This window comes from Chloroflexota bacterium (genome assembly GCA_015478725.1).
Classification (GTDB): domain Bacteria; phylum Chloroflexota; class Limnocylindria; order Limnocylindrales; family CSP1-4; genus C-114.
In genome coordinates this window covers 559,993-581,814 of sequence record JADMIG010000001.1, presented here as the reverse complement: position 1 = coordinate 581,814, position 21,822 = coordinate 559,993, and the positions used below count along the sequence as shown (strand labels likewise).

Annotated in this window: 17 protein-coding genes and 1 pseudogene; 10 read left to right on the top strand and 8 right to left on the bottom strand. The window is 70.3% G+C overall.

The annotated features are described in order from the left end of the window. Together IVW53_02720 and IVW53_02715 are read right to left on the bottom strand one after the other, a co-directional pair. Positions 1-703, bottom strand: a 703-nt coding sequence (locus IVW53_02720) for a UvrD-helicase domain-containing protein (GenBank protein MBF6604477.1), incomplete at its 3' end; no start/stop codon positions are given. Between the two features lie 247 nt (positions 704-950). Continuing rightward, positions 951-1,880, bottom strand: a pseudogene (locus IVW53_02715) (IS1595 family transposase). A gap of 239 nt (positions 1,881-2,119) precedes the next feature. Here IVW53_02715 and IVW53_02710 point away from each other — a divergent pair. Both IVW53_02710 and IVW53_02705 read left to right on the top strand, forming a co-directional pair. Then, the gene (locus IVW53_02710; protein ID MBF6604476.1) at positions 2,120-3,160 is read left to right on the top strand and encodes a DUF4238 domain-containing protein; all 1,041 of its coding nucleotides are present in this window, start codon (positions 2,120-2,122) and stop codon (positions 3,158-3,160) included. Positions 3,161-3,208: 48 nt separating this feature from the next. After that, positions 3,209-3,754, top strand: a complete 546-nt coding sequence (locus tag IVW53_02705; GenBank protein MBF6604475.1) for a hypothetical protein — start codon at positions 3,209-3,211, stop codon at positions 3,752-3,754. 465 nt (positions 3,755-4,219) lie between these two features. On the opposite strand, the gene IVW53_02700 is transcribed toward IVW53_02705, so the two are convergent. Both IVW53_02700 and IVW53_02695 read right to left on the bottom strand, forming a co-directional pair. Further along, on the bottom strand, positions 4,220-5,665 hold the full coding sequence (locus IVW53_02700) for a zinc ribbon domain-containing protein (GenBank protein ID MBF6604474.1): 1,446 nt from the start codon (positions 5,663-5,665) through the stop codon (positions 4,220-4,222). A gap of 290 nt (positions 5,666-5,955) precedes the next feature. Next, entirely contained in the window at positions 5,956-6,348 is a 393-nt protein-coding gene (locus IVW53_02695) for a hypothetical protein (protein ID MBF6604473.1), read from the bottom strand. Positions 6,349-6,539: 191 nt separating this feature from the next. On the opposite strand from IVW53_02695, the gene IVW53_02690 reads away from it, so the two are divergent. Both IVW53_02690 and IVW53_02685 read left to right on the top strand, forming a co-directional pair. Further along, on the top strand, positions 6,540-7,130 hold the full coding sequence (locus tag IVW53_02690) for a hypothetical protein (GenBank protein ID MBF6604472.1): 591 nt from the start codon (positions 6,540-6,542) through the stop codon (positions 7,128-7,130). A gap of 181 nt (positions 7,131-7,311) precedes the next feature. Then, entirely contained in the window at positions 7,312-7,818 is a 507-nt protein-coding gene (locus IVW53_02685) for a zinc-ribbon domain-containing protein (protein ID MBF6604471.1), read from the top strand. A gap of 626 nt (positions 7,819-8,444) precedes the next feature. On the opposite strand, the gene IVW53_02680 is transcribed toward IVW53_02685, so the two are convergent. From IVW53_02680 to IVW53_02665, 4 genes are all read right to left on the bottom strand, one after another. Further along, a complete protein-coding gene (locus IVW53_02680; protein ID MBF6604470.1) occupies positions 8,445-10,514 on the bottom strand; it encodes a winged helix-turn-helix transcriptional regulator in 2,070 nt (689 codons plus the stop codon). A gap of 663 nt (positions 10,515-11,177) precedes the next feature. Then, positions 11,178-11,759, bottom strand: coding sequence for a hypothetical protein (locus IVW53_02675; GenBank protein MBF6604469.1), 582 nt, complete (start codon positions 11,757-11,759; stop codon positions 11,178-11,180). Between the two features lie 46 nt (positions 11,760-11,805). Next, the gene (locus tag IVW53_02670; protein MBF6604468.1) at positions 11,806-13,221 is read right to left on the bottom strand and encodes a recombinase family protein; all 1,416 of its coding nucleotides are present in this window, start codon (positions 13,219-13,221) and stop codon (positions 11,806-11,808) included. Positions 13,222-13,231: 10 nt separating this feature from the next. Then, positions 13,232-13,375, bottom strand: coding sequence for a hypothetical protein (locus IVW53_02665; GenBank protein MBF6604467.1), 144 nt, complete (start codon positions 13,373-13,375; stop codon positions 13,232-13,234). Positions 13,376-13,717: 342 nt separating this feature from the next. Here IVW53_02665 and IVW53_02660 point away from each other — a divergent pair, with 342 nt between their 5' ends. The 6 genes from IVW53_02660 to IVW53_02635 all read left to right on the top strand — a co-directional run bounded on the left by IVW53_02660 (position 13,718) and on the right by IVW53_02635 (position 21,787). After that, positions 13,718-14,095, top strand: a complete 378-nt coding sequence (locus tag IVW53_02660; GenBank protein MBF6604466.1) for a hypothetical protein — start codon at positions 13,718-13,720, stop codon at positions 14,093-14,095. A 46-nt stretch (positions 14,096-14,141) separates the two neighbouring features. Beyond that, entirely contained in the window at positions 14,142-15,992 is a 1,851-nt protein-coding gene (uvrC, locus tag IVW53_02655) for an excinuclease ABC subunit UvrC (protein ID MBF6604465.1), read from the top strand. Positions 15,993-16,081: 89 nt separating this feature from the next. Continuing rightward, positions 16,082-17,482, top strand: a complete 1,401-nt coding sequence (gene secD / locus IVW53_02650; GenBank protein MBF6604464.1) for a protein translocase subunit SecD — start codon at positions 16,082-16,084, stop codon at positions 17,480-17,482. Continuing rightward, the gene (gene secF / locus IVW53_02645) at positions 17,454-18,668 is read left to right on the top strand and encodes a protein translocase subunit SecF (protein ID MBF6604463.1); all 1,215 of its coding nucleotides are present in this window, start codon (positions 17,454-17,456) and stop codon (positions 18,666-18,668) included. The genes secD and secF overlap by 29 nt, the downstream gene beginning before the upstream one ends. A gap of 60 nt (positions 18,669-18,728) precedes the next feature. Beyond that, positions 18,729-20,543 (top strand): single-stranded-DNA-specific exonuclease RecJ, encoded by a 1,815-nt coding sequence (gene recJ, locus IVW53_02640; GenBank protein ID MBF6604462.1) that lies wholly within the window; start codon positions 18,729-18,731, stop codon positions 20,541-20,543. After that, positions 20,540-21,787: a PD40 domain-containing protein gene (locus tag IVW53_02635; protein ID MBF6604461.1), complete on the top strand. Its 1,248-nt coding sequence runs from the start codon at positions 20,540-20,542 to the stop codon at positions 21,785-21,787. The genes recJ and IVW53_02635 overlap by 4 nt, the downstream gene beginning before the upstream one ends. Positions 21,788-21,822: the final 35 nt, after the last annotated feature.

Sequence of the window (21,822 nt, the reverse complement as noted above, 5' to 3'; positions counted from 1 at the left end):
ACCGCTGGAGCCCCGGCAGGGCCGCGGCCAGGCCGAGGACCCGCCGGACGTCCGCGAGGCGCCAGCCGTAGATCGACTGGTCGTCGTCGCCGACGAGGAACACCCGGTTCTCCGGCGCGGCGAGGAGGAGGGCGAGCTCGAGCTGGCTCCGATCGACGTCCTGGACCTCGTCGACGAGGAGATGAGCGCACGTCGCGTGCCACCGCTGGAGCGCGATTGGATCGCTCCGGAGGCGGCGGAGTGCGCGGGCCACGAGGTCGTCGAAGTCGAGGCCACCGCATGCGGCGAGGGCGTCCTCGCAGGCGACGAAGATGCGGCCGACGGGCCCGGGCTCCGGGTCGGCCCGGATGTCGTCGGCGGTCACCTGGAGGTCGAGCTTGAGGCGCGAGAACGCATCGTCGAGACGGCGCCAGCCGACCGGGCCGGCGTCGGGTACCACCCGCCGGAGGACCTCGGTTCGATCGACCAGCGGCTCGACGGTCTCGCCGACCGAGGCGAGGATCTCGCGCCCCAGGGCGTGGAACGTTCGCACGCGGATCGCTGCGGCGGTGCCGAGCGGTTCGAGCGCCGGTCGGAGGCGGACCTCGAGTTCTTCGGCCGCCCGCCGGTTGAATGTGATCGCCGCGATGACCGAGGGATCCACGCCCTGGGCGATGAGCCAGACGATGCGGGCGATGAGGGTGGTCGTCTTGCCGCTCGCCAATACTCGCGAATGACGCTATATGGGGTCGGCGGCCCCACCCGCGGAAGGTGCTTCTGGTGGGGGCGAGAGGGCTAGAGCCGAGCCTTTACGGGTAGTTGGTCCTCCATCTCGGTACAGTAGAACCTCAGCTCAGGGCAAGATCCCGGCGCCAGGGGCGATCGCCGCGCACCGCCGTCGGGCTGTCGCTCGTGACTCGTCGCTCGAAGGGTGGGTCGGGCATCTTCAGCCGGCGCGACGGATGACCGACCACCAGGGAGCGATAGGACCGCGGCCTGGCGGTCACGGCCTGCGCGAGGAGCCGGTAGAAGAGCAGGCCGCGCGATCGCGAGCGGCGGCGGTTGAAGCGGAACGTGAACTCGTCGAGGTAGGCCGGCAGGTGACCCGGCTTGACGCCGCCCTGATGGGTGCCCAGCAGCCAGCGCTTGGCCAGCGAGGCCACCCGGTGGACGGCGGGCAGCAGCTCGTGGGCGTCCCAGCCCGAGCCCGCGATCACGAACGCTTCGTGAACGTAGCGATCCTCGGTCGCTTTCGGATAGGCGCCCCAGCCATCGCTGACGACCGTCGCGCCGGGCTCGACGCGGTCGAGGAGGAACGTCCGCAGGCTCTCCCAGCCGGCATCCTCGAGCACGCTCATCCGGCAGCGCCCGAGCGCGGTTCCGCGGACCTCGACGGCCACGCCGACGAGCGTCTTGCCGAGCGCGCCACGCCCGCGACGGCCGGGCTCGGGACCGCCGAACAGCGTCTCGTCGACCTCGACCCGGCCGGACAGCAGATCGGTGCTGGTCCGGCCCATCGCGGTCCGGAAGCGGTGGAGCATCGCCCACGCGGTCTGCTCCGAGCCGAGGCCCAGCACCCGCTTCAAGCCCAGCGCCGAGACGCCGTTCTTCTGGGTGGTCAGGTGCCACGCGGCGAGGAACCAGGTGGTCAGCGGCGTCCGGGTGCCGTGGAAGATGGTGCCCGCGGTGGCCGACACGAGCCGCGCGCAACCGGCGCACGACCAGCGCCCGTCCGCCGTCCGCCAGCCCCGCCGCGTGGCGCAGGCCGGGCACACGAAGCCCTCGGGCCAGCGCAGCCACTCGAGGTAGTCGAAGCAGGCAGGATCATCGGGGAACCAGCTCAGCAGTTCGGCGTGCGTGCGCGGGTAGTCGATGCCGCCTTGCGGGGCCTCGTGGGACATCCCGGCATCTTACTGTACCGAGATGGAGGACCAACTACGGGTAATCGTCCGGATCGTGGCACGACACAGGATGGAACCGCTCGCCCGGGTCGGTTGAGCCTCACTCATTCAACGAGGTTCAGGTCGGCGTTCGTGGAGAGCCCCCCACCGCACGAGGGGATCTCGGCGGGTCCTCGTATACCAACAGGACCGCGGTTGGGCTTGGTCGTGGCGTGGAGAGCCACTACGATCCCATTGACGTGAACGAGACCCACCGCCCGCACACCGTCCCCGACTTCCACCTTCGTCGATTCGGGTCAGGACCTGCCAACCAAAGCATCTGGGTCTACGACAAGCAGAAGGACCTGGTCTTCCCCGGAACCGTCCGAAGCTCATCCGTACATCCCGACTACTACCACGTGGCCAAAGCGTCGGGTGGGACGGAAGGTGGACTTGAGCAGGAACTCTTCCAAAAAGCCGAGACGGATGCTGCGCCGCATCTCTCAGACCTCCTCTCGCTCCAGCCGGGCGACCAGCCTTTCGATCCGAGGGCGCGGTTCGATCTCGCCCACTACCTAGCCATCCAACGCGCGCGGGTCCCTGCGATGGTCGAACGCGCCGAAGAGGCGGCCGTATTCCACGCACTTGCTGAGAACGACAAGTTGCTCTCCGATCGCGACGCCTTCGCTGCGCGTGCGGTCGAGGTCGGTCTGGTGGCCAAGGAGGGCCAGACACTGGAGGACCTTCGGCTCGAATGGCTCGCCCTCTTTCGCAGTGGCGAACTTGAGATCCGGCCGCCAGCGGGGTTTGCTCTCGTCCACGTGCTTGATCTGGCGCTCAAGAGCCAGCCCCAAGCCTTCTTCGAGATGGCCTGGGAGATTCGCGAGGCGAAGGCTCCGCCGTGGCTGTTGCTCGGCGACGAACCGGTCGTGGCCGTGATGCCACCGGGCACGCCCGCGGATGAGGAGCAGGGCTTCAGGACACCCGGTGTCGAGATCGTCATGCCGCTCAGCCCAGTGCGGCTTCTTGTATTGCGCGACCGTCGAACGGCAAACATCATCGCGGTAACTGCGCCGGTGCGGGTGGCTGACTCCGACGATTGGGTTTGCCGCGCGAACCTCGCCTCGTGGCGCTCTGCTTCCTCGCACGTGTGGGGTCGCGACAAAGCGGACCTCGAGGCCATTCACAAGTTGATGACACCCCAGGAGCGCACACATGTGCGGCAAGTCGAAGTCCGCAACCTTCCGGATGAATGGCAGGTGTACCTTCAGCCGGGAATGAAGCCTGCTGGGCTGAACTGAGCCTTGGCTCCCCGACACCACGAAGGTTTGGTGCGGAGGATGGGGATCGTGGCCGACCGCATCACGATTACGTTTGCTGCTCGCTACGGCCTCGACTTGGAGGGGGTCGCCGACGAGATGGCCGGCCTGCCAGAGGGCGTTGCGGCCGATGTCCGCGTCACGCCGCTGCCGGCCACCAAGGCGGCCAGCCCCGACGAGTGGCGCTCTATCGTCCAGGTCGTCATGGACGTTGGCGGAGTAGTCGGCGTCGGATTGCTGACGAACTGGCTTTACGACAAGCTCAAGGGCTTTCGCGCCGACGGTCGGCGGGAGGACATGAGCGACCGAAGCGTTCATAACCACGTCCGTGTGTTTATCGGTCATCTTGAGATCAACGGCATGGAGCGGGGCGAACTCGAGCGAGCGTTCCGGCAAGCGCTCATGGCCGCGGACTCGCGAACCGACATCCCGCCCTTGCTGCGCCGGCCGAAGCGCAGGAGCCGCCCTCTGACGGACAAGGAGTGGGTGGACCAACAGACGGAGATAGGGCGCCGGCACGAGGAGGAGATGGCGCGTCTGATCGAGCGCACGAGCCGGCGAAGGCGTTCGCGCTAGCTCCCGACGACGGCCCAGTGCGGTTCATAGAGACGTTTGAGTCCTGCGAGGGGGGGCCGGGTCATGCCTTCGCGGAGCCGACCGTCCGTTTTGCCGGGGAACGCGACGAAGGCTTCCGGGCATTAGCGGCGGTCCTGCGGACTCAGAATCGCGAGCGGATTGGTATGCCGCTCTCTGCGCCCCGTCGCGTGTGGCCCGTTATTGACGGGGAGCCGACGGGGCCTTTCTGGGAGCTGGCGTGGTGGCCGCCTGCCCAAGCTTCTCGCACTCCTTGCACAGCGTGCGCCCAGAACCACCCTGGCCAGACCGAATGTCCTCCTGCTTGATGGTCCGACCATCGCCGCAGTCGGAGCGGTTGTGATAGCGGGATCGTTCCTCTCTGGTATTCGTGTGATACGGGTAGCCAATCTCTCGGGCGCCGATCCCCTTGAGCATCCGATCCTTCTGGCCCATCGCATCCTCCCGTCAACAGGCAGGGGCTTTGGCAGCCGACGAATACGAGCCGATCGCCATGACGACATTGTCGATTTGGTGGGCATCGAATGACGGTGGAGCTCCTGAGTTGAAGTCCACCGTGTCCAGTTCCACGAACACATCGCCGGCCTTGTCGCCGAGTCGTGACAGGAGCGTGCCGAGGGTCGAACTTTGAAGCTCCATCTGCTCGCACACGTTGCGCTTGGCCATCCACAAGACGCGGGTATCGGCCGGGACCTCGGTCAGCGCCTGAGACTCGGCCAAGGCGAGGTCTTGGGGCGGGATGTGCATGGTGTAGCCAACCACACGGCCGCCGTCGCGCATGAACGCGAAGTAGCGATCGGCCCCACCGATTGCCGGGTCGGGCTCATACATCTGGCCCGGAAAGTTGGTGTCGGTGGCGTGAGCAGCGTCCCATGCGGTACTGGTCGCACCGAAGCCGGTCACGGTTGCTGGAGTGACAGAAGCCGAGGGGATGGCAGATGCAGTCCGGCTGGCGGATGGTTGCGACGATGGCACGGTAGGAGCCGCTGTGCTAGTCGGAGCCGTCGTGGGTGCTTGCACAGTCGGAGTCGTTGCGCCACCGCAGCCTGCTGCTAGGAGCGCAAGTGCCAGGATGGATGCGTGCATCCCCCGCATGTGTCTCTCCGGTTTAGCCATAGCGCTTTGGGCGCGGACCTCTACCCTGCCGCTTCGCCGGTTGCGTGCAAAGCCTTGCCGGTCAGCTCGGCCCACGTCACGCGGCGGCCGACTGCCTGCATCACGACCATCAATGAACCGGCCAAGATCGCGCTTGCCGCGCTCGTTGAACGTGAAGGCGCGTTCGTCGAGATACCGGAACAGGTGGTAAGGCTCGACCGAAACGTGCACGGGAGAAGCCGCAGCGGGCAGCGCACGCGGCGCCGCACCCGGGGCGATCGCCGCTCCGCTCAGCGGTGCTCCGCAGCTTGCGCAGAAGCGCGCTTGAGTATCCCTGGGAGCTCCGCATTGTGGGCAGAATCCGGGAGGGGACGCCGTTTCCAATGCAGCCGGCCCGGTTGCCGCACCCGGCCCAGACGCCTCGACCGGCGTTCCCCGACTCGCGTTGCGTTCGGCGAGCAGTGCACGCACCTTCTCCAGGGACGCCTCCGCGGTCCTCCGTCCTGGTCCGAACGGGATGATCTGGACAGCAATGTCGCTCGCGGTGAGTTGCATCGCTCCGTGGGGAGGTGGGGGGCCGGCACGAAGCCTGACCACGGCGAACGGCGGCCGCAGTTGCCCGGTGTCGAGGGTGACGTCCTCGATCTCGTCCCAGCGGAGTGCGCGTTGCCGACGGCCATCGTCGGGGAACACCATGACACCCTCGGGCAGGGCCACGAGGCGACTGTTCGTGCCGCGGACCTCGGCGAGCACCTGCGTCCCGCCGAGCCGACCGCGTATAACCTCGTCGAGTCCCATCTCGCTCCTTGAGCGGCACTGGACGGTCAGCCTAGCACGCTCGTCCCCATGGTAGATCGTGATTGGCGGCCTTCAAAGCCCCTTCAGCCTGGCGGCCACCGCGACCGATGGGTCGTCGTCTTCGGGAAGTACAGGCGGTCCTGCCGCTGCAATACCGTGCCGTAGAGCGACGGCCTCGGCGTCCTGGTGGCCATGCCGCTCACCATGGCGCTCGCGGGCGTGGTCCAACGGGCGCGCATCACCGGCGCGTGCCGCCGACATCGTCGATGCCGGGCGCGTCGGGAGGCCGATCACTCCTGACCGGACTCCCAGCGCCAGAAGGACCCTCGGACGTGCATTGCCGCGCGGTAGAAGCCGGCGAATGCGCGAACCAGGCGGAGGAGCCGCAGGAGCCGGAGCAATCGAAACGCTCGGACCGGAGGGACGAGGGCCACCGCGTCGATCCAGTGCCCGCGCAGGTACTGCAGCCGATCGTGGGCGCAGACGATGCGGCTGACGAACTCGGCGATGAAGACGCCGGTCACGAGGAGCTCGATCGCCTCAAGCTCCGGGCGGATACCGGAGCCGATCTGATCGACGAGGAAGCCGAGGGCGACCCAGACCAACGCGAGCCCGCCCATCGCGAGCTCCCAGGCGATCTCGTGACGCTCGACCAAGGTGTTGTAGCGATCCCGGACGGTCACCGCTTCCTCCCACAGCTTGCGTGCAAGCCGATGCCAGAGGCGTACCGGACACGCGGGCTGATATAACCTGCCGTCGCGGGACGTCACCAGGTCGTGGCCCGGACCAGGGAGCAGCGGATCCCGAACGCCGCGGATGGTCCGAACGCGACCCGCTTTCGCGACTCGGGTAGCAAGCACGGGAGGGACGGTCGATGAGCGGAATCGGCAACGCTTGGCGTGCGGCCTCACGCGGGCAGAAGATCACGATCGCCGTCGCGCTGCTCGTCGCTCTTGGCGGCATCTCCACCCTCACGGCACCGGCGGGCTCCGTTGCTCCCGGTCAGCCGAGTGCCGCATCGGGGAGCCCCCTGGGTGGTGCGTCGCCTGCGCCGTCCGCGCTCGCCGCGGCGGCGACACCGACACAGCCGCTCGTCACGGCGACGCCGTCGAAGACATCCGTCGCGAAGGCCACTCCTCGGCCCACGGCGCAACCCACACCAGTGCCTACGCCGCGGCCGACTCCGAAGCCCACTCCGCGGCCGACTCCGAAGCCCACTCCCGCGCCCACCGCGGCTCCGACTGGGGTCTACGGGAATCCCTGGGGTTACAACTTCAGCCCGGGCCAACTCATCACGAGCCCACCGGCGAACTTCTGTGCCTACTTTGGCTGCATCGCGAGCTTCTGGACCAGCACGAACGGCTACGTCGTCCAGTGCGCCGACTCGACGTTCAGCCATTCCGGAGGTCGCCAGGGCGTCTGCTCGCGTCATGGCGGCTACTACCAGACGTTGTACAGCCACTAGCCGGGGCGCCGCGATGATTACCGCTGCGCCGTGCTCGGCCGACCGGATCACCGCGAGCTTAACGCGGCGGATGGGGGATCCCGACGGAGCCGCTTTCTTGCCGTGACGCCACGCACGTCAGGCAGCGTCGTGACGGGGTGGCGTAGACTCGCTGGGACTTACGCGAGACGAGGGAGACGTCATGCCAGCGTTCTGCTCCAGCTGCGGCGCGGCACTTGCCGACGGCTCGCGATTCTGCGCCTCATGCGGCACCGCATCCGATGGCTCGGCTCAGGTCGACGACGCTGCGACCGTGCCGGACTACGTCCAACCCCGTGTTCGGACCTCGATCCCCGATTTCGTGCGGCAGCAACTTCATCCGAGCGAACAAGTCCTGGCAGCCTTCCCCGCCTCGCTCTTCGACCACCGGCGGAAAGGGGAATTCCGCCACGACAAGTTCGTCTTGACGACCGAGCGGATCGTCTACTACCACACGGGCGTGATCCACAAGGGCATGGGCCAGATGCCCTACCGCGGGATCACGGGCGCCTCCTTCAACAAGGGCTTCCGACACGGCACCGTCGTGGTCGAGGCTGCCAATGCCGCCCTGACCATCGGCGGGATCAGCAATGACGATGCCGCCTTCGCCGAACGGGTCATCTCGGCCTTCGTCGGCGGTCGGCCCGTCGCCCTGGCACTGCCGACCTGATTGCGCGCACCGGACCGCTCCCGCCGCTGTCGCGGGACAGGTAGCGTGACGCTCGCAGGCTGACTCGTAGACTGTCCGGACTCCGGGACCGCCGGCCATCTCTGGGCCGACCCGGGTGGAACCGGCGATCGGTTCACACGCGGCGACGATCCGGGCCTGGCTCGTCGAGACCTCGTCGCCCCACGCAAGCAGCGCCACGCCGCCCGCCGGGTCTGGCAGCGGCTCGTCGATGAGCGGGGTGCCTTCGTCGCCGAGTCGACCTAGCCTTGCGGCCGGACAAGACCTAATCGTCAGGGGTCACTACCGGCAAACCTGCAAGGACGCCTTGACCGCCCCTCCTTCTGATCGCCCCCGAAGTGAGGCCGCGTGGAGCACGAATCGGACCGTCTTCGGGGGGTTCCCCTATTGGGACGGGGTCCTGGGTACCGCGCAGGGGGAATCGGCGGCCGAGGGTCCGCCTCAGCTGTCCTCACCCGACGCCGGCTGTTGATGATCGGCGGCGGCGAGGAGGCGGCCGAGGGTCGCGCTGCCGATGCTGGACCGCCTGCCCGAGAGCCGATCGGGCGCCGGCCTGGCCCGTCCTCCATCGCGGAGTCCCAGGGTCGTCGGCACGATCGCACGCATCGTCACGCCGACCGCCCAGACGCTCGGGCGGCCGTCACGGCCGGCGTCCTCGCCCGCCGCTTGGGCCAGCTCGATCTCGGCAGACCCACGGCTTCGGCCGCCGCCTCGAGGACCGCCCGGACCGCGTCGCTCTCCCAGGCGACGAGGTCGCTCGCGTAATACCGCTGGCCGCCGTGGTCCACGTACCACGTCGAGGTCTCCGTCTTGTAGTGGCGCGTGGGTTCGTTCGGCCGAGGATCCGCCACCACCGGTCGGAAGGCTCCCGGCGAGTAGAGCGCCCGGCGATCGAGCGCCCAGCGATCGACTGCCGCGGACGGCGGCGGCTTGGCCGGTGCAAGGCGCGCGCGGACGGCCCGGCCGATCGGCGAGTTGGCGACGACCGAGCCGATCGTCTCTACCCCGTGCCGTTCGTCGTGGCGGGTCAGGCAGTCGGCGTCGAGGAGCGCGCCGAGGACGTCCTCCCGGGGGCGCGTCGTGGTCCGCCGGCAGAGGGCCGTGACCGCGGCGCGGCGGCTCTTCGCGGCGCGTTGCGCGGCCTGCCTGGTCGCCTCCGCGACCTGCGCCGCCTCGTGGGCCCGTCGGCGCGCCTCCCGGTTGTCCTCCTGCCGCCGTTGCCGCTCCAGCTCGGCCTGCTGCCGCCGCGCCTCGCGCGCCGCGGCCACCGTGCCGATCGGGGTGAGGACCTCGCGCCCGAGGAGGACCTCCAGCTCATCGAGCGCCGCGTTGCTGCGAGCACCGGTGATCGCAGCGCGGAGGCGGTGGGCCTTGCGAAAGGCCGTGACCTTGGTCGCCCGTTCCTCGCCCGTGAGCTCCGTCCGTGGCGCGGACTTCAGCGCGTGGTCGAGGGCGTCGAGGAGGCGCGCCTGGGTCCCGGCGATCTCGAGCGAGGCCGCGAGGGACGCCCGCTCCTCGCTCACCTCGCGGGCCTCCCCGGCGGCCTGCCGATCGCGCGCCGTGGCCAGCGTCGCCGCGATCGGCCCGTCCGACCGTCCGCTGACGGCCTCGAAGCGGGCCGGCCAGTCGGGCTCGACGAGCCCCTCCCGCGTCTCGGTCACGAGGAGGTAGTCGGCAGCGACGGCGCGGACGGCCGCCTCGGGGGCGGTCGGCATCGTCGCCCAGCGCCCGAGGGCGAGTCGACTGATCGAGGTGCCATCAACGAGGCCCCAGCCACGGGCCGTCAGGCAGTTCCGGAGGATCGCCCGGAGGAGGCTGCGGGCCGTCTCCGGGAGGTCGGCCGCGGGTGGCGCCAGGTCCGTCGCAACCGGGGCGAGCCCAGCGAGGACGAGGTCCCACTCCACGAGGTCGAGATCGGCGGTCGCCTCAAGCAGACCGCTCGTGTCGAGGACGACGGAACGGCGGAGGACCGAGTCGGGCAGGAGCGCGCCGAGGTCACCCTCGAGGTTGAGCGTGATGATCGTCGTCGGGTGGACCGCGAGGGCATCGTCCGGCGACCGGCGGTGGGTGCCGGCGAGGTAGGTGAAGGCCGCCCGACGCAGCTCGAGGCCGACCTTGTCGTACTCGTCGAACACGACGAGCGGGAGGGCGAGGAGGCGACTCGGCTCGGTCCGCCAGACGCCACCGGCGTCCTGGACGCGCTGGCCGAGGAGGGTACCCGGCGTCTCCAGCCCGAGGGTGATGATCGCGGCGGCCGGATCGAGGCCGAAGCGGCGGGCGGCGAGCAGGCCGATGAGCGTCTTGCCGGTGAGGACCGGGCCGACGAGGACGAAGCCCGGCCAGCTCGTCGGGCGCACCGCCTCGAGGGCGCGCCGGGCGACGACCGCATCCTCGATGAGCCGGCGAACGGCCCGGTGCTGGGCGGGCAGCGCCGCGAAGGCGTCGGTCGCAGCGAGCGGCTCGGGCACGGTGACGGACAGAGCAGCGCGGTTGCCGGCGCCGGTGAGGTGCCATGTCCCTCGGGCGGGCGACTCGACGAGACCGGCGTCCCGCAGCCGCCCGAGCCGGTACTTGACCGTCCGGACCGGGCGCCCGAGCGCCGCAGCCATCGCCTCGCTCCGCGTCTCACCGGCGGCGAGGAGGGACAGGATCGCCACGTCGAGTTCGTCGTTCAGCATGGCAATGATCCAGCGGATCGGTTGCCCGAGCCGGACTGGCACCTTGCCCACGACGGGCTGACCGTTGCCCGGAGCTTGCCCGAGCTTGCCCGAGCGGTCGGCCGGCCACGCTCGAGCGCGGCGCCGACCTTGCCCGAACCTCGCCCGGGACCGCCGGGAGGAGGGGGAGGAGGGGGAGGAGGGGGAGGATGGATGGCGGTGCGGGCGGCCCTCTTGGCGGTGGGACCGGTGGCCGGGGTCAACAGGGTGGCCACCCTCGCGAGGGCGACCGGATCGTCGATGGAGAGCGGCAACCCGCGCGGGAGGGTCGTTCGCTCGACGAGCGCGTACGCGCCGGTGGCGCTCGAGATCGGCGTGCTCATGACACTGCGCCGAGGCCGAACGACTCGGGGCTGGCGGCCGTGCGGATCGACCGCCCGCTCGAGGTTCTCGCGGCGGGTGGCGCCCGCCGCGGCGGTGGTCGCACGCGGGCGGTGGCGCGCCTGGAGGGTGGCGGCGCCGAGCCGACCGCGGAGCGTTGCGGTTGCGGGCGATGTTGTGGACACGGTGGGACCTAGCGACCGCCCTGCTTGCGCGAGGGCGGCTTCCGTCTCTCCGGTATACAGCGGAAGACTGGGCCCGGTCCCGGGTTGTCGTGCCCCGGCCTAGGAATGCGCCTGAGGGCTATCCCTCAGTTCGCGTCTCGGAGTCTAGCACGGTGGCGGAAGGCACGGTGGCCGCCGCCAATTCCGCGTCGGACGGCCGACCGGCGACGAGGCAGCGCCGCCGCTGGCACGTCTCGCTGACACAGCTGACGACGAATGGGTGGCTGGCCTCCTCGCCGGTCAGGCCGAGCACCCACTCGCCGCCGCCCGTCCGGGCCCGGCGGGGATCGTGGCGGCCGACCTGGTAGGGATCGCCGACCGTCGGCAGGACGAGGCTCCCGCGGTGGAGCACGCTCCGTCGCCTCGCTCCCGCTGGAGCGGCCTTCCGCCTGAAGGCGCGGTGGGGGAGACCGAAGGCCCGCCCACCGCCGGGCAGCGAGGGGGTGCTGACAATCCCGTGCCGAAACTCGACCCGCTCGACCAGGTATCCGGTCACCCGGTACCCGGCATCCTCATCGAAGCCGACGACCGCCCGCAGCCGCTGCCGGCCGAGGGTCGTCCCGCAGAGCGGACAGCCGAAGGAGCAGAACCACGTCGCAGCGCCGTAGCCCGCGGCGGGCTGCGGCGGATCGAACTTCGCGAGGGGGTACGGGCGGGTCACGGCCGATCGTCGGGCCGCCGGTCGGCCACGACGACGATCGTCGTCGTCATACCCGCCACTCGACATCGATCCGCGCCGGGTCGAAGCGCGGCCCGCGACGCGGGGCCGGGTTGACGATGACCCGGTCGATGAGGAGGCCCGCCACGTCGTGCCGCCAGACGGCCGACCGGCCCTCCCACTCGGCCCGGATATCGCGCCCGGCGAGCCGCCCGAGCCCGGTCGTCGACGATGCTGCCTCGAGGCGCCGGCGGGCCGAGTCGATCCGGGCGTCGAGCAGCTCGCGCACTTTCGTGTACTCCGCTCGCGAGATCGTCCGATCGACGAAGTATGCCGCCGCCGCTTCCTCGAGCGCCGCTTCGTCGGCGCGGAGCTGGTCGAGGTCCGGCTCGGCCTTCGCGTTCGATAGCCGCTGCGCGACCACGGCCCGGAACTCGTCGCTGTCGAGCCGGATGGCGATCGCCTCGGCGATGAGCGGCTCGAGGTTGTGCTTCGCGATCGTGATCCCGCCGCAGCCGCGAGGGGACGCGCAGACGTAGCGCGTCGTGCCGCGCCAGTCGGGGTGAGCGACGAGCTTCGCGCCACAGCGGCCACAGCGGGTCAGTCCAGTTAGGTAGTGCCTCCGCACCGTCGCACCGGCGGAGGGGCCGCGTGGCGCTGCGAGGACGGCCCGAAGTCGGTCCCACGTCGCACGATCGAGCAGCGCCGGGATGACCCCGCCGCCGACCGTGGCGCCGTGCAGGGTCCGGTCGCCGACGATCCGCGGGGCAGTGAGCATGCGCTTGAGTGACGAGACCTCCCACTTCCGGCCTTCGGGCGCGCTCTTTCGACCTGGCGTCCGGACGCCCCGAGCGTTCCAGTCGACGACGACCGAGTGCACCGACCCGCCGGCAAGGATCCGCTCGGCGGCCTCTCGCACGAGGGCGGCCTCTGCCGGGACGATCGTGAGCTTGTCGGCAGTCAGGCCGAAGGATCGGATACCGCCGCCATTCGGGCGGCCGGTCTCGGCGATGTCGCGCGTCTTCCGCCGGATGCGGAGGCTCATGGTTTCGGTTTCGAGCTTCGCCCACGTGATGGTCATCCGGAACATCGCCCGGCCGGTCGGTGTGGTCAGGTCGATGCCGGGGTCGTTGAGGGAGACGATGCCGAACCCTCGCCGGTCGGCGAGCTCGATGATCCGCTCGGCTTCCTTCGGGTGACGGAGGAGCCGGTCGAGCTTGTAGCAGACGACCGCGTCGACGTGAACGCCATCGGATAGGTCGCTGAGCATTCGTTCGAAGTCCGGCCGCGGCCGTCGGAGGTTCGACGCGGAATGGTCCGGGTCCTCGTAGATCGCCAGGACGTTCCAGCTCTCGCGCTCCGCCCGAGCCCGGCAGTCGGCGATCTGCCGCTCCGTCGCCGTCGCTTCGCCTGGACGCGCGGCGCCATCCTCCTGGGAGAGCCTAGCGTAGATCGCGACGTCCATGCTGCGGACTCTAGCTCGAGTAGTGTCCTTTGTCAACATTCGGCCTGCCGGCCGGGGCGATGCAGAGGACGGGACCGGGCGGGGCGGTCGCGGCAGCCCGCTGGTCCGGGGTGAGCGCCGCGAGCCGGTGGGCGACGGGTGATGGGAGCGGCATCGTCCCATCGTGCCGTCGGCGGCTCACCCGGCGCTCCATCGCGCGCGGAGGACTACACTCGCGGACGTGGATATCCGCGGCCCCTTTCGAAGGCGGCGGGACGACGGTTCGCCGTGTCGTAGACCGTCGGCGACGCGCCTCCTCGGCCTCCCGCTCGTCGCGGCCCTCCTTGGCGCGTGCGTCGGGACGGCGGCGCCGAGTGCGAGCGGCGTACCGAGTGCGAGCGGCGTACCGGACGGGTCGTCGTACCCTGCCTCCTTCCCGCCGGCGCTGTCGACCGCATCCGTGCCACCCTCGCTCGCTGTCGGTGCTGTCACGCCGCCGGCCTCGGTCGGTGCCGCCGTGGCATCGCCGCTCGGGACTGCGTCGACGGGAGCGCATCAGACGCCCGCGCCCACCCCGCTGCGGACGCCCGAACCGGCCGCGGGCCTTCGCACGATCACCCTCGGCGACGATGAGAGCACGGTGGTGGTGGCGGTCGGCGAGCGCGTCCTCGTCGAGCTCGGCGTCGGTCTCGTCTGGAACGTCCGGGTGGCGGACCAGACCGTCCTCGTCCGGGTCCCGGGCGTCGCCCTCATCCTCGGCGCGCAGGGGTTGTACACGGCCGCGAAGCCCGGCTCGACGCTCGTCGCCGGGGTCGGCGACGCGGCGTGCCGCACGGCGGTACCGCCGTGTATGGTGCCGTCGCGAGCGTTCTCGGTGACCGTGGTCGTCCGCTGACGGCGTCGTCGCGGGACCGCCGGGACGCGGCTCGTAGAATCCCGCCGTGACCCCCGACCTCCAGGCGACCCTCGACAACCTGCCCGACCGGTCGGGCGTCTACCTCATGAAGGACGATCGGGGCCAGGTCGTCTACGTCGGCAAGGCCCAGAGCCTCCGGAATCGGGTCCGGAGCTACTGGCAGAAGGCGATCCCGACGGGCGAGGTCCACCGCATCCGCTCGGTCATCGAACGGGTGGTGGACGTCGAGTACACGGTCACCGACTCGGAATCGGAGGCGTTCCTCCTCGAGGCGAACCTCATCAAGCGGTATCGGCCGCGATTCAATGTCCGCCTCAAGGACGACAAGAGCTACCCGTACATCAAGATCACCCTCACCGACGACTTCCCCCGAATCGAGCGGACGCGGCGCCTCCCGGCGGACGGGAGCCGCTACTTCGGGCCGTACGCGTCGGCGACCTCCGTCGACGAGTCGATGAACCTCGTGCGGCGCCTCTTTCCGTTCCGCACCTGCACGATCGACATCCACGACGGCGTCCGCGCACTCCAGCGGCCTTGTCTGCTGTACCACATCAAGCGATGCCAGGGTCCGTGCATCGGCGCTATATCGAAGGACGCCTACCGGGTGGACATCGGCCAGATCGAACTGTTCCTCGAGGGCCGCCAGGACGCGCTGCTCACGGCGCTTCGGACGGAGATGGCGGCCGCCTCCGAGACGCTGGCGTACGAGCGGGCCGCCGTCCTCCGCGACAAGGTCCGGGCGATCGAGCGGACGATGGAGAGCCAGAAGATGGCCGCCTTCGCGCGAACGGAGCTCGATGCCGTGGGACTCGCCCGGCGCGACAACCAGGCGGCGGTCCAGCTCTTCGCCGTCCGGAGCGGGAAGCTCGTCGGTCGCGACGTCTTCCTCCTCGAGGCGGCGCGGGAGGCATCGGACGACGAGGTAGTCGGGAGCTTCATCGAGCAGTTCTACGCCCGGGCGACATCGATACCGCCGATGGTCCTCGTGCCGACGAGGCTCCCGGACGCCGCTGCGGTGGAGGGCTTCCTTGCCGGGCGTCGCGGTGGCCCGGTCCACCTCCGGGTCCCCCAACGTGGCGAGAAACGCGAACTCATGGAGCTCGCCAGGCGGAACGCCGCGGAGACGCTCGCCCGCGAGCACGCCCGATGGCTCGCCGACGAGGGTCGGACGCTCGGTGCCCTCGAGGAGCTCGCCGCGGCACTGGATCTGGCCGGGCCGCCGGCACGGATCGAGTGCTACGACATCAGCAACTTCCAGGGAGCCCAGTCGGTCGGCAGCATGGTCGTCTTCGAGGACGGCCGGCCGCGCACGGGGGAGTACCGGCGGTTCCGGATCCGCACGGTCGAGGGCGCGAACGACTTCGCCAGCCACCAGGAGGTCCTCCGCCGGCGATTCCGGCACTCGAAGGCCGGCGACGAGGGCGCCGAGGAGGAGCTCCGCTGGCGGCTGCCTGACCTCGTCATCATCGACGGCGGGAAGGGCCAGGTCGCGGCCGCCAGGGAGGTCCTCGAGGAGCTCGGTCTCTGCGATATGCCCCTCGTGGGCCTGGCGAAGGAGCGCGAGGAGCTGTTCCTGCCCGGTTCGAGCGAGCCGATCCTCCTGTCCGTGACCTCGCCGGCGCTCTACCTCGTCCAGCGCCTCCGCGACGAGGCGCACCGGTTCGCGATCGCGTACCACCGCGACCTCCGGGCGAAGAAGGCCGTCCGATCCGTGTTCGACGATCTGCCGGGCGTCGGCCCGAAACGTCGGCGGGCACTGCTCCGTGTCTTCGGGTCGGCGAAGCGCGTCCGGGAAGCCCCGCTCGAGCAGATCGCGGCGGTGCCGGGGATCGGCTCGCGCCTCGCCGCCACGATCAAGGCCGGCCTCGCCGATTGACCTCGACGCAGGCCGGGCGCCGGGACGGTTCGCGGTCCGTCCTCGGCCCGGCGGCGGCTCGGGGCTCGCTGCTGGTATAGTCCGCCGCGATGCGTAGAGCCGCCCCCTTCATCATCGTCATCATCGGCGCGCTCGCCCTCTTCTTCGACTTCTGGCCCAACGTCACCGTGCCGCCGTTCGGGGACACGACCGGCACGGCGGCGCCGCGCCGGCTCGAATGGAAGCTCGGCCTGGACCTCCAGGGTGGGTTCCGCGTCGAGTACCAGGCGCAGCCGGTCGGCGGGAAGGTGCCGACCTCCGCCGACATGAACACCATCCGCGACATCATCGAACGCCGCGTGAACTCCACCGGCGTCTCCGAGCCGGTCGTCCAGACCCAGGGCTCGGACCGTGTCGTCGTCGAGCTCCCCGGCGTCCAGGACAGCGCCCAGATCGAACAGCTCGTTGGTTCGACCGGCCGCCTCGACTTCGTGCCGCTCCCGCCGGCGCAATACGGCACCGGCTCCACGACCGGCAACCCGACCGCCGTCGTCGTCGGCCAGCCCCTCCCGATCCCGGAACCGGCGCTCTTCAGCGGCGACCAGGTCTCGAGCGCGAATCCGAGCACCGACAGCATCGGCAATCGGGCCGTCGCGTTCAGCCTCAAATCCCAGGGCTCGACGTTGTTCGCGACCTACACGAGCCAGCATGTCGGCCAGTTCTTCGCCATCGTCCTCGACAACAACGTCGTCTCGGCTCCGGTCATCCAGAGTGCGATCACGGGCGGCAACGGCATCATCACGGGCGGGACGGGCGGCTTCACCGCGGCATCCATGAACAGCCTCGTGACGATCCTCCGTTACGGCTCGCTGCCGTTCCCGATCCAGGCGATCCAGCGGGACGACATCCCGGCGACCCTCGGCGCCCAGTTCCTCCAGCAGACGCTCCTCGCGGCAGCGATCGGGATCGCCCTCGTCTTCGCCTTCATGCTCATCTACTACCGGCTGCCGGGCGTCGTCGCGAGCTTCGCGCTCGCCTACTACACGCTCGTCGTCCTCGCCGTCTTCCGGCTCATCCCGGTGACGCTCACCCTGGCCGGCATCGCCGGCTTCGTCTTATCCGTCGGCATGGCGGTGGACGCGAACATCCTCATCTTCGAGCGCTCGAAGGAGGAAATGCGGCTGGGCAAGCCGCTCACCGCGGCGATCGAGGCCGGCTTCGCCCGGGCCTGGAACTCCATCCTCGACTCGAACGTGTCGAGCCTCATCACCGCGTTCATCCTCTACTGGTTCGGCACCTCGACGATCAAGGGCTTCGCCCTCGTCCTCATCATCGGCGTCCTCACCTCGATGTTCACCGCGATCACCGTGACCCGGACGATCCTCCGATTCGTCGTCCGCCAGGACTGGGCGCGGACGCCCCGGATGTACGGCGTGCGCGAGGATGAGTTCGCAGGCGGCCGTCTCACGGGACGCCCCGCGTATGGCGGAGGGTCCCGCACGCGTGGTTGACATCATCGGGCGACGGCGCTGGTTCTACGCGTTCTCGCTCCTCATCACGATCCCCGGCCTCCTCTTCATCCTCCTCACCCCGCTCACGAACAGTGCCCTCGGCCTGAAGTTCTCCATCGACTACACCGGCGGGACGGAATGGGAGATCAGGTTCGCGAACCCGAATGTCACCGCGGGTCAGATCAAGGCCGTGCTCGTCGCCCAGAACCTCGCCGACTCGACCGTCACGCCCACCTCGAACGGCTTCTACGACATCCGGACGAAGCCGATCGGCCTCCCGCCGATCATCGTCGCGAGCGCGACGCCGGTCCCCACGATCCCCCCGTCGGGCGCATCCGCAGGCACCTCCGCGAGTGGCGGAGCGAGCGCCGCCGCGAGCGGAGCGTCGTCGGCGCGTCCCACCGCATCCGCGACCCCGCCGTCCTCCGCCAGCCCGGCCGCATCCGGCTCGGCGGCGGCTTCAGGGACGGCTCCCGCCCCGAGCGCATCGCCGACCGTCACGGCAGGTGGCTCGACCATCCCGACGACCGGCAAGATCGGCGAGCTTGCGGCGGCCTTCCAGAAGACCCTCGGACCGATCGCCGACCAGCGTCGCCTGACGACGGTCGGGCCGGTCGTGAGCTCGGACCTCATCCAGCAGGCGATCATCCTCATCTTCGCCGGATCGATCGGGATCCTCGCCTGGATCACCGTCCGGTTCCACGACGTGCGCTTCGGCGTCGCGGCGCTCACGGCGCTGCTCCATGACGTGATCGTCGTTGTCGGGAGCTTCGCCGTCCTCGGCACTCTGTTCGGCGTCGAGATCGATGCCCTGTTCGTGACGGCGATGCTCACGGTCATCGGCTTCAGTGTCCACGACACGATCGTGGTCTTCGACCGGATCCGCGAGAACCGTGCCCGCCACGTCGGCGAGCCGTTCGACCGGATCGTCAACCACTCGGTCCTTCAGACGTTCGGACGCTCCATCAACACGAGCTTCACGGTCGTCCTCACCCTCCTCGCGCTGCTCCTGTTCGGGGGCTCGGCGATCCGCTTCTTCGTCCTCGCCCTCCTCATCGGGATCATCTCGGGGACGTACTCCTCGGTGTTCAATGCGAGCCCGATCCTCGTGACGTGGCACGAGTGGGACGCCGCCCGCAAGGCACGGGCGGCCGGCCCGCGCGGCGTCCGGCGCACGGCTTCCTGACGGACCGGGCGACATGCCCGGCGAAGTCGGCGTAGAGCGCCACGTGTGACGATGACCCCGATGCTCGAACCACGGACTCGCTGGATCTTCCCATCGCCCGTCGTCGTCGACGAGGCATCCGTCGCTGCCGGTGCGGCCGCCGGCCTCTCCCGCCGCGTGGTCGAGGTTCTCGCCCGACGAGGGATCGCCGACCACGACGCGCTTCGGGCGTTCCTCGCCCCGCCGGACCGTGCCCTCCACGATCCGCGGCTCCTGCCCGATGCCGACCGATTGCTCGAGCGCCTAGAGGCCGCCCGAACGGCCGGCGAGCGGGTCATGGTCTTCGGCGACTTCGACGCCGACGGGCTCTCGGGGCTGGCGACGATGACGATCGCCCTCCGTGCCCTCGGCCTCAGCGTGGACCCGTACGTCCCGAGCCGGCTCGACGAGGGCCACGGCCTGTCGATGCGCGCCGTGGAGGTGGCCACGGAGGCAGGTGTCGCCGTCATCGTGACGGTGGACTGCGGCTCGACGAGCGGGCCCGAGATCGCGGCCGCGGTCGCCCGCGGCATCGACGTGCTCGTCACGGACCACCACCGCGTGCCGGCGGTCCTGCCGCCGGCGACGGCGATCGTCAATCCTCACCGGCCTGACAGCCGCTACCCGGACGATCGGCTGTCCGGGAGCGGCGTCGCGTTCAAGATCGCCGAGCTCGTCCTTGCCGACGTCCCGAACGGCCCCGAGCTCGCCCGTTCCCTGGCCGAGCTCGCGATCATCGGCACCGTCTCGGACGTGGCGCCGATCCTCGGTGAGAACCGGGCGATCGCCCAGCTCGGGCTGCGCCGACTCCGCGCCGCGCCGCGCCCCGGCATCCGGGCGCTGCTCCTCCGGGCTGGCGTCGAGCCCGCGTCCGTCGATCTCGAGACCATCGCCTTCGTCATCGCTCCGCGGATCAACGCGGCCGGACGGGTCGGCGAGGCGATCGACGCCGCGACCCTCCTCCTCACGGACGATGACGAGCAGGCCACCGAGCTCGCGGCCCGGCTCGAGGCCGCGAACGGCTCGCGGCGCGAGCTCACCCGATCGGCGTTCGAGGAGGCCTCCGCCCTGATCCGTGAAACGACCGCGGACGGATCGGCCGCGAGACCGGTGGGCGGACCGGCGATCGTCGTCCGTGGTCCATGGCCGGTCGGGATCGTGGGCCTCGTCGCGGCACGGCTCGCGGAGGCGCATGGCCGTCCGGCGATCGTCGGGGCGACGATGGGGGATCTTGTCCGAGCCTCGTGTCGCGGGTCCGGGGAGCTCGATCTCGGCGCCGCCCTCGATGCCTGCGACGACCTGTTCGTTCGCCACGGCGGGCACGCCGGCGCCGCCGGCTTCGAGATCGCGGCGTCCCGCTGGGAGGAGTTCCAGGTACGGTTCCTCGAGCTGGCTGAAGCGATCGCCGGGCCTCCCGAGCGGCCCTCCCTCAGACTCGATCTGGCCCTCCCGGCGAGCGAGCTCGACTACCCGCTGCTCCGCGAACTCCGCGCCCTCGAGCCGACCGGTACGGGCAACCCGGAACCGCTCGTCGCGGCCCTTGGAGCGACGGTGGGCCGCATCCGGAGCGCGAGCGGCGGTCACACCCAGCTCACGCTCCGCCGCGAGCGGGACGTCGTGGACGGCATCGCGTTCGGGCGGGACGATCTCACAGCGCTACTCCACGAGGGCGATCGCGTCGATGTCGTGGTGCGGCTCACGTCCCGGGTCTTCGCCGGGTTCGAGTCGCTCCAGTTCGACATCCGCGATGTCGCCCCGTGCGGCAGTCACCCCGAGGCGGCGGCGATCCTCGCCGGAACCGGAACCGGAACCGGAACCGTGGTCGGGCCCCGGATCGGGGCCCAGGCGACACCGTGACGCGGAGACCCGCACCGGCGCCCGTACGTCCGCCGCGAGCTGGAGACCCGTACGGCATCCGGCCGTCCGCCGCGCTCGTCGCTCCGGCCGCCGCGCTTGTCGGACTCGCCGTCGTCGCGGCGCTGAGCTTCGGCATCCTCACCGGCAACCTGCCGTTCCACCTCGGCGGCCGGGGTTCGGGCGGCGGTCCCGCCGGCGCGAACCGGACGCCGACCCCGTCGAACGTCGTCATCGTCCCGAGCCAGCCGCCGGAGGCGACCCTCCTCGGTCGCATCGTGTACTCGAAGGACGGCAACATCTGGATCGAGGACTCGGGCGGCGCACGGCAGGTGACGAGCGCCGGGACCGATTCGATGCCGTCGTTCACGCCAGACGGGCAATGGATCCTCTACATCGAGACGCGCGATCAGATCGTCACGTACCGCCTGCCTGGCGGCGCGCCTACCCACTACGAGGCGACGTATCCGATCCTCTACAAGATCCACCCCGACGGGAGCGGACGGATCAAGATCACGGACGGCCTGTTCACGAACGGGTCAGGGACGTGGTTCTACTGGCTCCGCCAGCCGGTCATGCGGCCTGACGGGCGGACGATCGCCCTCTTCTCGGATGGTCCGGACCCCGTCAACAGCGACGTCGTGCTTCAGTTCCTCGATGCGGTGACCGGCAAGCTCACCAACGCCGGCGTGCCGGAGTCGCCGCCGCTCGGCCAGCAGGACGCGGCGTGGAGTCCCGACGGCAAGTCGCTCCTCTACGTGAAGAACGGTCGCGACGCCGCACGCGGTGCCCCGCAGATCTACCGCTTTGACTGGGCGACCAAGGCCTATCGAGCCGTGACGGGGCCGGGCTACAACGCGCCGCGCTGGTCGCCGGACGGGCGCTACATCGTCGCGACGAGGACGAGCACGCTCGGGACGGACGTCGTGATCCTCGATCCGCGGACCGGGGCGGAGATCGTCCGCGTCACCAATGGCCTCCATTCATGGGGCGCCGTCTGGTCGCCGGCCGGCGACTCGATCGCCTACCTCCATATCGAGGGCGGCGTCACGGACCTCCGCGTCGTCCGACTCAGCGGCCCCGCCGGGCGGTGGACGGTGAGCGATCCGGTGTCGCTCACGGTCAACGCCGGACTCGACGGCGCGTCGCATCCGGACTGGTACATCGCCCCGGCCGATCTGCCGGCGCCCACGCCGGCACCGTCGCTCGCCCCATCCGTTCCGGCGGCATCGCCGACAGGCTCGTAGGAGAAGCCACGGCGACGTACCTCGACCGGCTCGCG